General features: G+C 70.0%; 14 protein-coding genes. 9 read left to right on the plus strand and 5 right to left on the minus strand.

Going from position 1 to position 14,675, the window contains the following annotated elements:
• The first annotated feature begins 168 nt into the window (after positions 1–168).
• From AC2EWF_RS06835 to AC2EWF_RS06850, 4 genes are all read left to right on the plus strand, one after another.
• Entirely contained in the window at positions 169–387 is a 219-nt protein-coding gene (locus AC2EWF_RS06835) for a hypothetical protein (RefSeq protein ID WP_483638615.1), read from the plus strand.
• Positions 388–413: 26 nt separating this feature from the next.
• The gene (uvrD, locus tag AC2EWF_RS06840) at positions 414–2,618 is read left to right on the plus strand and encodes a DNA helicase II (RefSeq protein WP_483638616.1); all 2,205 of its coding nucleotides are present in this window, start codon (positions 414–416) and stop codon (positions 2,616–2,618) included.
• A 182-nt stretch (positions 2,619–2,800) separates the two neighbouring features.
• Entirely contained in the window at positions 2,801–3,859 is a 1,059-nt protein-coding gene (locus tag AC2EWF_RS06845; RefSeq protein ID WP_483638617.1) for an HD domain-containing phosphohydrolase, read from the plus strand.
• A gap of 4 nt (positions 3,860–3,863) precedes the next feature.
• On the plus strand, positions 3,864–6,050 hold the full coding sequence (locus AC2EWF_RS06850) for an ATP-binding protein (protein ID WP_483639120.1): 2,187 nt from the start codon (positions 3,864–3,866) through the stop codon (positions 6,048–6,050).
• Here AC2EWF_RS06850 and AC2EWF_RS06855 read toward each other — a convergent pair whose 3' ends face one another.
• From AC2EWF_RS06855 to AC2EWF_RS06870, 4 genes are all read right to left on the minus strand, one after another.
• Positions 6,051–6,947 carry a crotonase/enoyl-CoA hydratase family protein gene (locus AC2EWF_RS06855; protein WP_483638618.1) on the minus strand — a complete coding sequence of 299 codons (897 nt, stop codon included), beginning with the start codon at positions 6,945–6,947 and terminating at the stop codon, positions 6,051–6,053.
• A 426-nt stretch (positions 6,948–7,373) separates the two neighbouring features.
• A complete protein-coding gene (locus AC2EWF_RS06860) occupies positions 7,374–8,627 on the minus strand; it encodes a heme biosynthesis HemY N-terminal domain-containing protein (protein WP_483638619.1) in 1,254 nt (417 codons plus the stop codon).
• A complete protein-coding gene (locus AC2EWF_RS06865; protein WP_483638620.1) occupies positions 8,624–9,721 on the minus strand; it encodes a uroporphyrinogen-III C-methyltransferase in 1,098 nt (365 codons plus the stop codon). Before AC2EWF_RS06865 ends, AC2EWF_RS06860 begins: the two co-directional genes overlap by 4 nt.
• Positions 9,722–9,775: 54 nt before the next feature.
• Positions 9,776–10,507 carry a uroporphyrinogen-III synthase gene (locus AC2EWF_RS06870; protein ID WP_483638621.1) on the minus strand — a complete coding sequence of 244 codons (732 nt, stop codon included), beginning with the start codon at positions 10,505–10,507 and terminating at the stop codon, positions 9,776–9,778.
• Between the two features lie 105 nt (positions 10,508–10,612).
• Here AC2EWF_RS06870 and AC2EWF_RS06875 point away from each other — a divergent pair, with 105 nt between their 5' ends.
• The 3 genes from AC2EWF_RS06875 (at position 10,613) to AC2EWF_RS06885 (ending at position 12,100) form a co-directional block, all read left to right on the plus strand.
• The gene (locus tag AC2EWF_RS06875) at positions 10,613–11,089 is read left to right on the plus strand and encodes a YiiD C-terminal domain-containing protein (protein WP_483638622.1); all 477 of its coding nucleotides are present in this window, start codon (positions 10,613–10,615) and stop codon (positions 11,087–11,089) included.
• Between the two features lie 63 nt (positions 11,090–11,152).
• Positions 11,153–11,566: a hypothetical protein gene (locus tag AC2EWF_RS06880; RefSeq protein ID WP_483638623.1), complete on the plus strand. Its 414-nt coding sequence runs from the start codon at positions 11,153–11,155 to the stop codon at positions 11,564–11,566.
• A gap of 87 nt (positions 11,567–11,653) precedes the next feature.
• Positions 11,654–12,100 (plus strand): rhodanese-like domain-containing protein, encoded by a 447-nt coding sequence (locus AC2EWF_RS06885; protein ID WP_483638624.1) that lies wholly within the window; start codon positions 11,654–11,656, stop codon positions 12,098–12,100.
• Between the two features lie 63 nt (positions 12,101–12,163).
• Here AC2EWF_RS06885 and AC2EWF_RS06890 read toward each other — a convergent pair whose 3' ends face one another.
• A complete protein-coding gene (locus AC2EWF_RS06890) occupies positions 12,164–13,255 on the minus strand; it encodes a 2Fe-2S iron-sulfur cluster-binding protein (protein ID WP_483638625.1) in 1,092 nt (363 codons plus the stop codon).
• A 27-nt stretch (positions 13,256–13,282) separates the two neighbouring features.
• On the opposite strand from AC2EWF_RS06890, the gene AC2EWF_RS06895 reads away from it, so the two are divergent.
• Positions 13,283–13,723, plus strand: a complete 441-nt coding sequence (locus AC2EWF_RS06895) for a hotdog fold thioesterase (RefSeq protein ID WP_483638626.1) — start codon at positions 13,283–13,285, stop codon at positions 13,721–13,723.
• Positions 13,720–14,664, plus strand: coding sequence for a serine/threonine protein kinase (locus AC2EWF_RS06900; protein ID WP_483638627.1), 945 nt, complete (start codon positions 13,720–13,722; stop codon positions 14,662–14,664). Before AC2EWF_RS06895 ends, AC2EWF_RS06900 begins: the two co-directional genes overlap by 4 nt.
• The last annotated feature ends 11 nt before the right edge of the window (positions 14,665–14,675 follow it).

The raw sequence follows: 14,675 nt of genomic DNA on the forward strand, positions 1-14,675 counted from the left end.
TGGTCACCTCCCTGGACAGCCACCCGGACGCGGAACCTCTCCCCTGGGTTTCCGCCTCCCCGGCCCCGAAGGCACCCCCTGGCCTTCGGGGCCTTTTCTTTGCCCCGCACTTCATCTGCACGAGCCACACCGGCATACTCGAAGCCCGCTTCATCGTCGGAAGAACCCATGCGCCTTCTCCTGATCGTTGTCGGCCTCGTCCTGCTCGTCGCCGGCCTGTGGGTGGTCTTCGGCCACGGTAGCTACCAGACCACCGACACCCTGGTGCAACTGGGCTCGGCCAAGCTCACCGCCACCCGCGACAAGGCTTTCCCGCAATGGCTGGGCATCGCCGGCATCGTGGTGGGCGCGCTGCTGGCCATCGGCGGCTTCCTCAAGAAGGGCTGAGCACCACAGTCGCTACAATGGGTGCGATGGATGTCTCGCACCTGATCGACTCGCTCAACGACGCGCAACGCGAAGCCGTCTGCGCCCCGCCCGGCCACTACCTCGTCCTTGCCGGCGCCGGTTCCGGCAAGACCCGCGTGCTCACCCACCGCATCGGCTGGCTGATGCAGGTGGAACGCGTACCGCCGTGGGCGATCCTCGCTGTCACTTTCACCAACAAGGCCGCCGGCGAGATGCGTGCGCGGCTGGAGTCGCTGATTCCCGGCGGCACCCAGGGCCTCACCGTGGGCACCTTCCATGGCATCGCGCACCGACTGCTGCGCCGACACTGGCGCGAAGCCGGCTTGCCGGAAGGCTTCCAGATCCTCGACGCCGACGACCAGCAGCGGCTGGTGAAGCGCGTGGTCGCGGGACTGGGCCTGGACGAGGCGCGCTTCCCGCCGCGCCAGGCCACCTGGACCATCAACGGCTGGAAGGACGAGGGCAAGCGCCCCGACGCGGTCGAGCACCGCGACCATCCCGTCACTGCAACCCTGGCACGCATCTACCAGGCCTACGAGGACGCCTGCCGCCGCGCCGGCCTGGTGGATTTCGCCGAGCTGCTGCTGCGCGCCCACGAGCTTTGGCTGAAAAACCCCGCCGTGCTGGAGCACTACCAGCAGCGCTGGCGGCACCTGTTGATCGACGAATTCCAGGACACCAATACGCTGCAGTACGCATGGATCCGGGTGCTCGCCGGCCACGCGGGCAAGGTCTTCGCAGTGGGCGACGACGACCAGTCGATCTACGGCTGGCGCGGCGCCCGGGTGGAGAACATGCAACAGTTCCTCAAGGATTTCCCTGGCGCGCGCACGATCAAGCTGGAGCAGAACTACCGCTCCACCGCCACCATCCTGAAGGCCGCCAACCAGGTGATCGCGCGCAACGGCGGCCGCCTCGGCAAAGAGCTGTGGACGGCGGGTGGCGAGGGCGAGCGCATTGCGCTGTACGCCGCCTACAACGAGCAGGACGAGGCACGCTTCGTGGTCGAGCGCATCCGCGAATACATCGCCGAGCACGGCAGCGCGAAGGACTGCGCCATCCTCTACCGCTCCAACGCGCAGTCACGCAACTTCGAGGAACAGCTCACCCAGCGCAGCATTCCCTACCGCGTCTACGGCGGCCAGCGCTTCTTCGAGCGCGCCGAGATCAAGGATGCGCTGGCCTACCTGCGCCTCACCGCGAACCGCCACGACGACGCCTCGTTCGAGCGCGCGGTGAACACTCCTGCGCGAGGCATCGGCGACCGCACGCTGGACGTGCTGCGCCGCCGCGCCCGCCACGACGGCGGCTCGCTGTGGGAAGCTGCGCTGGCCGAACTCGGCGGCAGCCAGCTGGCCGGCCGGGCGAAGAATGCGGTGAAGGGTTTCCTCGCGCTGATCGACGGCATGGCCCGCGACTTCAGGCCAGCCGCCACGGAAGACGCGAGCCATGGCCTGCCGCTGGCCGAACAGATCGATCACGTCCTCACCCACACCGGCCTGCGCGACCACTATGAGAAGGACAGCCGCGGCAACGGCGAGGCGCGCATCGAGAACCTCGACGAACTGGTCAACGTGGCCAGCCGCTTCGAGCGCACCCAGGAGGACGCCGACGCCGGCCTCGACGAACTATCCGCCTTCCTCTCGCACGCCGCGCTGGAGGCCGGCGAGGGCCAGGGCGAGGCGTGGGATGACTGCGTGCAGCTGATGACCCTGCACTCCGCCAAGGGCCTGGAGTTTCCGCTGGTGTTCCTGGTGGGACTGGAAGAGGGCCTGTTTCCCAGCCAGCGCTCCACCGAGGACGAGGGACGGCTGGAAGAGGAACGCCGGCTCGCCTACGTTGGGATCACCCGTGCACGCGAGCGTCTCGTCATCAGCTACGCCGAATCGCGCCGCATGCACGGCACCGAGATGCTGGCCCGCCCCTCGCGCTTTCTCGCCGAAATGCCCGCCGAGTTGATCGACGAGGTGCGTCCGCGGGTGCAGGTGAGCCGCCCGCTCTACGCTGGCGCCGGCCGCTACGCGGATGGCGCCCCGTTGCAGGAAGATCTGCCGGTGAAACTCGGCCAGCGCGTCAGCCACCCCAGCTTCGGCGAGGGCGTCGTGGTCAGCGCCGAGGGCAGCGGCGCACACACTCGGCTGCAGGTGAATTTCGCGGATGCAGGCAGCAAATGGCTGGTGGCGGCGTACGCCAATCTCACGCCCTTGTAGGCCGTAACGATTCCAGCCGGCGGCAAGGCTGCCGATATCGGAGATCAACCCCCGCCCCCGTTGTTTCCAACCGCGCTTGTTTGGGTGGCCAAACCGCACCACCGGCCCTTGCCAAGGCGCCGGATTGCGGGGAGGATGCCGAGCATCGCGCCTTCCTGCGTTCTGGCTGAAAGGAGGATTGCATGGATGTCGTGATCGTCGACGACCAGGCTTCGGCCCGCACGATGCTGCGGCATATCGTGCAGGACATCGGGCCGCAGCTTGTCGTGCACGATTTCGGCGCGCCCCAGGCGGCGCTGGACTGGTGCGAGGACAACCGGCCCGACCTGTTGCTGCTGGACTACCGCATGCCGGGCATGGACGGGCTGGAGCTGGCCAAGACCTTTCGCAAGCCGCTGCGGAACCGGGATGTGCCGATCGTGCTGATCACCGTGGTAGGTGACGAACCGGTACGGCAGGCGGCACTGGATGCCGGGGTGATTGATTTCCTGGTCAAGCCGGTCCACCCGCGCGAGTTGCGCGCGCGCTGCCGCAACCTGCTGCAGCTACGCCAGCAGTCGGAATCGATCAAGCAACGCTCGCTGTCGCTGGAGCAGCGGCTGCTCGCCAGCATGCACGAGGTCGAGGAGCGCGAGCGCGAGACGCTGTCGCGACTCGCCAGGGCCATCGAGCTCCGCGACGCCGGCACCAGCGCCTTCCTCGAGCGCATGGCGCACGTGGCCGGATTGATCGCGGAGGGCCTGGGGCTGCCGGAGGAACAGGTGCGCACGATCGAGCTGGCGGCGCCCCTGCACGACATCGGCAAGATCGCCATTCCCGATGCGATCCTGATGAAGCCGGGTCCGTTGAACGCGGAGGAGCGAGCGCGCATGCAGCAGCACCCGCGCATCGGCTACCAGCTGCTGCAGGACAGCCAGAACCGCTTCATCCAGGCGGGCGCGCAGATTGCGCTGCGCCACCACGAGCACTGGGACGGCAAGGGCTACCCGGACGGGCTGGCGGGGGAGGCAATCCCGATCGAGGCGCGGGTGACCACCGTAGCCGACGTGCTGGACGCGTTGCTGTCGCCACGCCCGTACAAGGAGGCCTGGAGCATCGAGCGCTCGCTCGAATACATCGGTACGCAAAGCGGGGCGCTGCTGGATCCGGCCTGCGTGCGCGCCCTGATGGACAACCTGCCGCGACTGCACGGCATCTGCGAACGCTATTCCCATGTTCCGCTCCATCGCGATTGGCGTTGACAGCTTGCGCCCGGCCCTGGCCTGGGTGCGCCTGCGGCTCCGCGGACGCGCGGACAGCGAGCATGCGCAGGTATTCGTGCGCATCGCGATCACCCTGCTGTTCTCGATCTATCTCGGCTGGAAGGTCGGCTGGGGGAACGACACCCCGGCGCTGTTCTCGACCTGGCTGATCCTGCTCGGTGAGCTGGGCCTGTCGATCGGCCTGCTGGCCGCGATCCTCGTTGCGCCGCAGCCGTCGGAACTGCGGCGCTGGCTGGGGATGCTCGCCGACTATGCGGCGATCGGCGGGGTGATGTACCTGCAGGGCGAATCGGCCTCCCCGCTGTACGCGGCATACCTGTGGGTGACGATCGGCAACGGCATGCGCTACGGGCCGCGCTACCTGTACGTCTCCACCGCACTGGCTGCACTGTCGTTCGCGGAGATGATGACATTCACCCCCTACTGGCTGCAGAACCGCTATCTGTCCTGGGGTCTGCTGCTCGGCCTCGTCGCGGTGCCGCTGTATTTCGCCGCCCTGCTCAAGGCGCTGACCGCCGCCATCGAGGAAGCCCGGCGCGCCAACCTGGCCAAGAGCCGCTTCCTCGCCAACATGAGCCACGAGTTCCGCACGCCGCTGAACGGGCTGTCGGGCATGTCGGAGCTGCTGGCGAGCACCCGGCTGGACGCGGAGCAGCGCGGCTACCTGGAAACCATCCAGGCCGCCAGCCGCTCGCTGCTGGCGCTGGTGGAGGACGTGCTGGACATCTCGGCGATCGAGGCCGGCAAGCTGCGGCTGAAGCAGGAGAGCTTCAACCTGCATGCCCTGCTGGAGCAGATCAACCTGATGCTGCGCCCCGAGGCGCGCTCGAAGCGGCTGGACTACGCGGTGACGGTGATGCGGGAAGTGCCGACGCAGCTGCGCGGCGACGCCCATCACCTGCAGCAGGTGCTGGTGAACCTGCTCAGCAACGCGATCAAGTTCACCGCGTCGGGCGAGGTCCACATGACGGTGGCGAAATCGGCCGTGGTCGGCGCAGGGCAGGTACGCCTGCGTTTCACGGTGTCGGATACCGGCATCGGCATTCCCGCGTCGGCGCGCGCCAGGCTGTTCGAGGCCTTCGAGCAGGTCGACAACAGCCTGGTCCGCAAGCACCAGGGCAGTGGGCTGGGCACCACGATCGCCAAGGGCCTGACCGAGGCCATGGGGGGATCGATCGGGTTCGAAAGCCACGAGAACGTCGGCAGCAGCTTCTGGGTCGAGCTGCCATTCGAACTCGCCGTCGAGTCAGCGCGCACATCCGGCAGCGCCGCGCCGCAGACCGCGGATGCACGCATGTCGCCTTCCCCGTCGAGCGCGCACAACGTCATCGCGTTTGCCGATCCGTTCTCGCGCCATCGCGCACGGATCAAGTCGGCCCGCGTCCTGGTCGCCGACGACCACGCCGCCAACCGCCTGCTCCTGCAGGGCGTGCTGCAGAAGGCCGGACACCGGGTGATGACGGTGGAGGATGGCGAAGTCGCGCTCGATGCCCTGGCAGGCGGCGGCTTCGAACTGGCACTCCTGGACCTGCACATGCCGTCGCTGAGCGGCATCGACCTGCTGCGTCAGCTGCGCGTGATGGAAGCGGGCTCGCGCGCCCGCACCCCGGTGGTGATCATCAGCGCCGATGCCACCCCCGAGTCGGCCCAGGCCTGCCGCGACGCCGGTGCCCGCGCGTTCATCACCAAGCCCTTTGCCGCCGGAAGACTGCTCGACGCCATCGCCGCGATCCTGAATGGCGGGGACGGCGAGGAACAGGAGAGCCCGCACCCGGTCGCGCATGCTTCTTCCGCGGAAGTGCTGGACCCCTCGGTACTGGACGAACTCGCGTCGCTCGGCATGGGCAAGGCCTTCGAAGCCGACTTCATCAGCCAATGCATCGCCGACGCGCGGGTGGCGCTGGCAAGGATGCGCCAGACCGGGGCCGAGGGCGACTGGGAGCAGTTCCGCGAGCACGCCCATGCCATGAAGGGCATCGCCGGGAATCTCGGCCTGGTGCAATGTGCCGGCCTGAGCGGCGCCCTGATGCGGATGACCGCCTTCGAGCTGGATCGCGACTGGCGGCGCCATTGCGAAAGCCTGACCCAGCGCCTGCACGACGGCGAACAAGCGCTGCAAGCGCGCGGGAGCTGGACACCCGCGCGCGAGGACAACCCGCAGCAGCCATGATCAGGCCTGCACCGCGGTCGGTTCGCCATGCCGGCGGTACTGCGCGCGCACCAGCCGCTCCATGGTCCGCAGCGACTTTTCGCCGAGCTGCAGCGCGGTGTCCACCCAGATCTCGGTGATGGCCATCATCTCCTCCAGCGTCACGGGCTGCGCCAGCGCCCTGACCCGATGCATCGCCATGCGCGCGTGCGGGATGCGGCGGTTGCCACGGATGACCTCCTCGACCGCCTGCACGCCCTGTCCGCGTGGCGCCAGGACATCCACCAGGCCCATCTTGTAAAGCTCTTCGCTGGACAGTACATCGCCACTCAGCATCAGCTGTTCGGCCTTGTGCGGCGGGATCCGCTTGCACAGGAAGGAATAGGCCCCCATCCCGGGGAACAGGTCGAACAGCACCTCCGGCAGCCCCATGCCGACGCCTTCCTCCGCCACGATGGTGTGGCAGCTCAGCGCGACCTCGAAGCCTCCGCCCAGCGCGTCGCCCTGCACCAGGGCGATGCTGTGCGCATCGGCATCCAGTCCGGCATGGAAGGCATGCACCCCGCGCACGCACTGCCGGGCGTAGGTCAGCAGTGCCGGGCGGTTCTGGTGGCGGATCGCGTCGCAGAAATATTCCAGGTCGCCACCGAGATTGAACGCATCGCAATCGGAAGCGATCACCACATGGCGCAGCCCGGCTTCGCCGAACATGCGCTCACGGCGCAGGCGGTCGCCCAGGACGTTCTGGTACTGCAGGATGTCGGCAACAAGTGCCGGCTTGAAGCAGGCACGGCCGGGCGAGGTGGCCAGGTCGGCGTGCATGTGGCACCAGTGCACGGCGGCATCCGAACTCTCGGTGACGCGCAGGGTGGGATAACGGGGGGCAGCAGCAAGCTTCTCCAGGATCGCGGTAGCCATGGTCGCTCCAGACGGGTGATGCCAGCCCGGGCCGCGGCCGGCGGGACACGGAAGGTATGTCAAGGGGCCCGTGGGCCTCTATGCACCCAAACGCCTGGGAGTGCAAGGAAAAGCCCGGTCCCGGGAACTGCCCGCAGCGGATCGCAGGAAGCCGCGAATCCGGCCGCGCCGCTGGCGTTGCGATCAGCCAGTGGCCAGCACGCGTCCTAGTGGCGGAACCCGGCGGGCACACCGGTCCGTTCCGGGTTCCGTTGGATGGGGTGCCCGGTGCCGGAGCCGGCTGGCTGCGTCGGGGCTGCAGTTGGATTTCGCGGGTGCCGGTAGCCAGTGGCCGGCAGCGGCCGTCCACCCGGCGCCGATGCAGCCACACGGACACACCGACCGTCACAGCTTGAGCCGGAGATACACGACCAGGCATCCATGCGCTTACCCCCGCAACCGCGGCACTCCATGCTCATCGCGCTCCTCCACCGCGATGGCGCTGGTGTCGATCACGCCGCTGGCCTGGCCTGGCGCCGGGCGCACGGTTTCACCGCGGGCCATCGCCAGCGCGTTGCGGTAGCAGCGTTGGGCCTGGCCGGCGTCGCCCTGGCCTTGCCAGGCGTCGCCCAGCGCTTCCCATGCCCCCGCGCCGGGCTCCAGTGCCAGCGAGCGTTCGAGGTATTGGCGGGCCTTGCCCCACAGCTTGGCGCGCACGCAGATGCGGCCGGTGGCGAGCAACAGGGTCGCGTCGTTGGGGTGGTCGGACAGCCAGCTTTCGGCGCGGCGCAGGCGGGCCTCGAGGTCCCCGCCGGCGAGCACGCCGTAGGCTTCCACCAGTTCCGGCGACCATTCGCGGCGCAGCGCGGACTCGAGTTCATCCATCGCCGGCAGGACCAGGCCGAACCCAGCGGCGTGGCGCGCGTAGGCGTCAATGGCGGCGGGGGCACGGCGCTGGGCCTTGGGCAGTGACGACCACAGCGTGTTGAGCGCGGCGCCGTCGGGCGCGGCGTCGATGGCGGCGACCAGCACCTTCGCCTCCAGCGCGGCATAGCCTCGCGTGCCGAGTGCCCCGCTTTTCTGCAGCGGTTCCAGGGCGGCGAGCGCGCGGCGGGTCTCGCCCGCGGCCAGCGCGGAGAGCGCCATTTCGCGCCAGCCACCGGGTGGCAGCGAGGCCTTGTCGGCGTCAGGCACCAGCAGGGCCAGCGCTTCCGCGGCCTTGCCGTCGCGACGCAGCACGCGGGCGCGCAGCACGCGGGCAGCCTGCGGCGCAGCCTGCGAGGCTTCGGCGAGAGTCTCCAGCGCCCGGCCGTGTTCGCCGCGGCGCGAGGCGGCTTCGGCGGAAGCCAGCAAGGCCACGCCGCGCAACGCATCCAGCCGCGAGGCGCGGTTGAGGTCGCGCTCGGCGTCGCCATGGCGGCCTTCCATCAGCGCGATCAGACCGTCGGCCAGGCGTTTGCGGCTGAGCCGGCGGTGCCGCCGCGACAGCGCGCCGAACGGCCAGCGCAGCAGTCGCCACAGCGCGGTGAGCAAGGCCCACGCCAGCAGCAGGATGAGCACGCCGGCGACCACCGTGGTTTCCACCGTCAAGCCACGGATACGTACCAGCACGTAGCCGGGATCGACCGCCACCCAGTGCCAGCCGAACGCCGCCAGCACGGCCACGGCCACCAGCAGCAGGATCCAGCGCCACAGGTTCATCGCGCGGCCCCCGCCGCGCTGGCGGCAGGCGCCGGGTTGTTCGACAGCGCATGCACCGCACGCAGGTTGCGCAGTTCGGTGAGTGCGGCACCGAGCTGCACTGGCGCATTGTCGGGCAAGGCGTCGGCCAGTTGCTTGAGCGTGGCACGCGCCTGCCGCACGGCGTCGGCGCCGTCGTCGAATTGACCGGCGAGCCCGTCGTCGGCGCGCCGCAAGGCCGCGGCCCAGGCGCCGGGATCGTGCGCGAGCAACGCCGCTTGCGCCTGCGCAAGGTCCAGCCCCACCAGTTCACGGGCGAAGCGCGCATCGGCGACCGCCAGCGGCGCGCCGTTGTCGCGTCGCACGCTGACCACGCCGGCCAGCGCGCGGCGGACGCGCGACCACGCACTGGCCGATGACGCGCCCGCCGGCCCGTCCAGCGGTTTCAGGGGCAGCGTGGGCAACGCACCGCGCAGCACCGTGAGCCTTGCCAGCGCCTCGGCCTGGCCGGTCGGCTGGCTGGCAAGCAGGGCACGGCGTTCCGCCTCGATGCTCTGCCGCAAGCCTGCAAACGCGCCGTCGCTCACCGCAGCCAGCGTCTGCGCGGCCAGCGCATAGGCCGCCGCCGCGCCCTGTGCGTCGTGGAACAACTCGTAGCGTTCCTTGGCCATGCGCAGCAGCGATTCGGTTTCGTCTAGCAAGGTGGTGTCGCGCGCGGACAGCGTGCTCTGGGAGAGCTTGCCCACCGCGTCTTCCAGTTGGCGCAGGCGATCGCCCTGCGACTGCTGCGCGGCCTGCAATGCACGGTCGAGCTGGTCGGTTGCATCCAGGCGCTGGGCGAGGTTCGTGCGGCCGCCGCTGACACTGGCGAGGGTGGTTTCCAGTGCGGTCACGCGCTGTTGCAATGCACCCAGCTCCTGCGCATCGGCGACACGGCCTTGCCGTTGCTGCCACTGGCGCCAGCCCACGTAACCGGCTGCAAGCAAGGCCAGCAAGGCCAGCAGCAGGGCCAGCGCGACGCTTCCCCCGCGCGGCGCGGCGGCGCGGGGGGCGGGTTTCGTGGCACGCGGCGTGGACGCAGGCGCGATAGACGGTGCGGGTTCGTGTTCAGTCATGCCCGGAATGCTAGCAGGCAGGCCCGGGGCGTTCGTTGCAAGGCCGTGAAACGATCAGCGCAACGCCGCGGCCCGGAGCAGATCGGCAGCAAGCGCGGATTCGGCCTGCACGATGCGCGCGAAACCCGCTGCGCCTGCTGCCTGCGCCAGCCGCGGGCTGCTGGCCACGGCCACCGCCGCGCACAGGCGCGCCAGTGCCGGTGCCGGCAGCAGGTCAACGAGGTTCCGCAACGCCTCGGCGCTGGAAAGCAGCACACGCGCCGAACGCGGCAGGGCCAGCACGGCATCCACGTGCCGACGATCCAGCCGCGGCGGCACGCGCCGGTACACCTGCACTTCGCGCAGACGCGCGCCACGGGTGGCCAGCTGCTCGCGCAATACGCCGCGGCCGCCGGGCGCACCGACCAAGGCCACGCGCCTGCCGTGCAGAGCCTGCGCGACAGGCAGGTCGAGCAGGCCTTCGCTGTCCTGCCGCGACGGCGCCTGCGCGGACACGCCGTGCCGGCGCAAGGCCTGCGTCGTGCCCTGCCCCACCGCCAGCACCGCGGCCTTCGTGCGCAGCGGTAGCAGGGCGGCGGCGAAACGCACCGCGGCGGGACTGGTGAACACCAGCACGTCATCGCCCAGCGCCGCGCGCATCGCCGCACACGGCTCCGCGCCATCCGTCGCACCACGCAGCGACAGCCCCGGCAACAGCAGCGGCACACCGCCGCACGCACGCACTCGCCGCGACAGCGCGCCTGCGGTGCCCGCCGGGCGGGTGATCACTACCACGCGACCACGCAAGGCCGGCGCCTTGCTTGCACTTGAGGAAACCACGCGCGCCCCACATCTGCACGATTCGGCCAGCCCGCAGTGTAGCGGCTGCCATCGCCCGCCCATGGATCGTCCGTGAACCCACCGAGCCCGAGTACCGACGCCGCGCAGGACCTGGTCCGCTTCATCCGCGACAAGATCCCGCTAGCGCGGGCGATGGACCTGGAATTGCAGGCGCACGACGACGACCTGCTGGTGCTGGGCGCGCCGCTGCCGCCGAACGTCAACGACAAGGGCTGCGCGTTTGGCGGCAGCCTGGTGAGCCTGATGACGCTGTGCGGCTGGGGCCTGGTGGAGCTGGCGCTGCGTCGGCACGGCCATGACTGCGACGTGTTCGTGGGCGAATCGACGGTGCGCTACCTGCAGCCAGTGTGGGCGGACTTCCGCGCCGAGGCGCGGCTGGCGGAAGGGGCGGACTGGACCGTGTTCCTCGACACCTTGCATGCACGCGGCAAGGCACGCATCGAGGTGGACTGCCGGGTGCCCGGCGCGGACGGCCATCCCGCCGCCACGCTGACCGCCCGCTTCGTGGCCAAGCTGCGCGCCGATTGACCGCCGATTGAAGCGGGGGGCGCGTGGCCGCAGAATGGCGCGGTTTCCCGGGGAAGAATCGCCATGCGCCGCCTTCTGCTTCCGCTTGCCGCCAGCACCGCCCTGCTGTTCGCAGGCTGCGCGCAATCCACCCGCAGCGACAGCCTGACGGCCACGCTCAACGCCTACGGCAACGCGGTGCGCTGGAATGGCCTGCAAAGCGCGCTGCAGTTCGTCGATCCCGCCGAGCTCAAGGCGCACCCGCCCACCGACTTCGACCTGGCGCGCTACCGGCAGGTGCAGGTGAGCGACTACGACGATGGCGCCGGTCCGGTCCCGCTGGGCGACAACGAGGTGCAGCAGACCGTGCGGATCAGCTTCATCAACATCCACACCCAGGCAGAACGCAGCGTCACCCTGCGCCAGGTCTGGCGCTACGACGAGAAGCTCAAGCACTGGTGGCTGGAAAGCGGCCTGCCGGACATCCGGCAGGACTGATGGCGGCCGGGCTTATGGCGGCAGCGGATGTCCGTATAATTGCCAGTTTGACCGTAGCGGCGCGATCGTCGCGCCCGTGGACCCGACATGCAAGATTTCCTGCACAAGCTGCCCCAGTTCATCGGCAACCATGCGGCACTGGCCGCGCTGTTCGCGATCCTGCTGGTCGCGCTGATCGTGGTGCAGGTCGGCCTGCTGTTCGGCAAGAGCAAGGAGCTGACGCCGGCGGGCCTGACCCTGCTGATCAACCGGGACAGCCCGCTGCTGATCGACCTCTCGGCGATCGCCGACTTCGAGAAGATGCACGTGCCCGGCGCGCGCCACGTGCTGATGAGCCAGTTCGACCCCGAGCACAAGGACCTGGCCAAGGCCAAGGAGCTGCCGGTGGTGGTGATGGACAAGGACGGCCGCGGCAATTCGGTGAAGGCTTCGCAGCGCCTGGTCAAGGCCGGCTTCCAGAAGGTCTACACCCTGGGCGGCGGCGTGCTGTCCTGGCACGCCGCGCAGTTGCCGGTGGCCAAGGGCAACAAATAGCCCCCGCGCGCGGAGGCTTTTGCGCCGGTCGGGCACCGGGGCATCCGCGCACCGGGCGCGCCCCTACAGATGGAATCCCGCGCGCTTGGCGATGATCTGCGCCAACACGTCCGGCGCATAGTCGAACGAGTCGTAATACAGCCGCTCCTCCGGCAGGCCCGCTGCCACGAAGCGGTGGCGCGCGATGTCGATCATCGCGGGCGGCCCGCTCATGTAGAGGTCGTGGCCGGAAAGATCTGGGTGGTCGGCCAGCACCGCCTCGTGCACCAGCCCCGAGCGCAGCGGCGCGGCGATGTCCGGCGCCACGTCGGACAACACGGCGTGGAAACGCAGGTGCGGAGCCTGCCGCTGCCAGGCTTCGATCTGCGGCCGCAGGTACAGATCGGCCGCGTGGCGCACGCCCCAGTACACGTCCATCGCGCGTCGCGTGCCCAGCGCGAGGAAGTGCTCGACGATGGCCTTCACCGGCGCGATGCCGGTGCCGCCGGCCATGAAGACCATCGGCCGCTCGGAATCCTCGCGCGCCACGAAGGTACCCAACGGCCCTTCGATCCGCAGCGTGTCGCCCACGGCGAGGCCGCCTGCCACCCTGGTCGTGAAACCTCCCCCGGCGACATGGCGCACGTGCAGCTCGATCGCGCCGTCCGGCTGCGGACCGTTGGCGATCGAGAACGGCCGGCGTCGCCCCTCGTCCAGCAGCACGTCGAGGTACTGCCCGGGCAGCCACCGCAGACGCTGCTCGCCGTCGACGGGCAACAGGTGCAGGCCGGTCACGTCGGGAGCCAGCAGGCGCTTCCCGGCCACGCGCACGTCGAGGCGGCGACGCGCGATGTCCTCCACCGAGGTCACCTCGCGCGCCTCCAGCAGCAGGTCGCTGGCCGGCACGGCCTGGCACAGCAGCACGGCGTGGTGTGCCTGCTCGTCGGCGTCCAGCGCCAGCGGCGGGTTGCGCGGGTACTCGCAGCGGCCGGCCAGCAGGGTGGCCTTGCAACTGCCGCAGACGCCGGCCCGGCAGGAGTACGGCAGGGCGATGCCGGCGCGCTGCGCGGCTTCCAGCACGGTTTCGCCCGCGGCCACGTCGAAGCGACGTCCGGTGCTTTGCAGGGTGACGGTGAACACCCGTGCATTGTCGCCGCGATGGCGGTCGGCCGACAATGGAAGCCTGTTTGACGAGGACCGGGCATGAGCATCTGGCAGCAGGACACCGATCTGGCGCGCATCAACGCGTGGAGCACGAACACGCTGATGGCGGTGCTGGGCATCCGCATCACCGGCATCGGCGACGACTGGCTGCGCGGCAGCATGCCGGTGGACCATCGCACCCACCAGCCCTACGGCCTGCTGCACGGTGGCGCCTCGGTGGCGCTGGCCGAGACACTGGGAAGCACCGCGGCGATGCTCACGCTCGACCCGGCGAAGTCCCGTGCGGTGGGCCTGGAGATCAACGCGAACCACCTGCGCGGCGTGCGCGACGGCGAGGTCACCGGCACCGCAAGGGCATTGCACCTGGGCCGCAGCACCCAGGTGTGGGAGATCCGCATCGAAGACGGAGGGCAACGGCTGGTCTGCGTGTCGCGCATCACCATGGCGGTGGTGCCGGTCGAGGTGGTGGCGCCGCGTTGAACGGTACACCTTACGCGGGCCTCACCCCCGATCTGGTGCTGGACGCCGTGGGCGCCTGCGGCCTGTGGCCGGATGGCCGCCTGCTCGCGCTCAACAGCTACGAGAACCGCGTGTGGCAGGTAGGCATCGAGGATGCCGCTCCGGTGATCGCCAAGTTCTATCGCCCCGGACGCTGGAGCGATGCGGCGATCGAAGAAGAACACGCTTTCGCGCGGGAGCTGGCCGAAGATGAGGTGCCGATGGTGGCTCCTCTCGTCTTCGACGGCCGGAGCCTGCTGCGGCACGGCGGCTTCCGCTACGCGCTGGCGCCGCGCCACGGCGGCCGGGCGCCCACGCTGGAATCGCGCGAGCAACTGGAATGGCTGGGCCGCCTGCTGGCGCGCCTGCACGCGGTGGGCGCGCGACAGCCGTTCACGCATCGTGGCGTGCTCGATCGCGCCACGATGATCGCGCAGCCAATGCAGGCCGTGCTGGCTTCGCCGCTGCTGCCCGCGCACCTGCACGCCGCCTACCGCAGCGCGGCGCAGCGGCTCGACGCGGCGGTGGCCGCGCGCCTGGATGCCGTAGGCCCCGTGCGCGCCCTGCGCCTGCACGGCGACTGCCACCCCGGCAACATCCTGTGGACCGACGCCGGCCCGCACTTCGTCGATCTCGACGACGCGCGCACGGGCCCGGCGGTGCAGGACCTGTGGATGCTCGCCAGCGACGACGCGGCGATGCGCGCATTGCTTGACGGCTATACCCAGCTGCGCGATTTCGACCATGCGGAACTCGCGCTGGTGCCCGCGCTGCGCGCTATGCGCCAGCTGCACTACGCGGGCTGGATCGCCGGGCGCTGGCACGACCCCGCCTTCCCCGCCGCGTTCCCGTTTGTGGCCGAGGCGCGTTGGTGGGACGAGCACATCACCGATCTGCACGAGCTGGCCGACGCGCTGGAATGACCGGCGTCGCC

The organism is Rhodanobacter sp. sgz306013 (assembly GCF_057031145.1).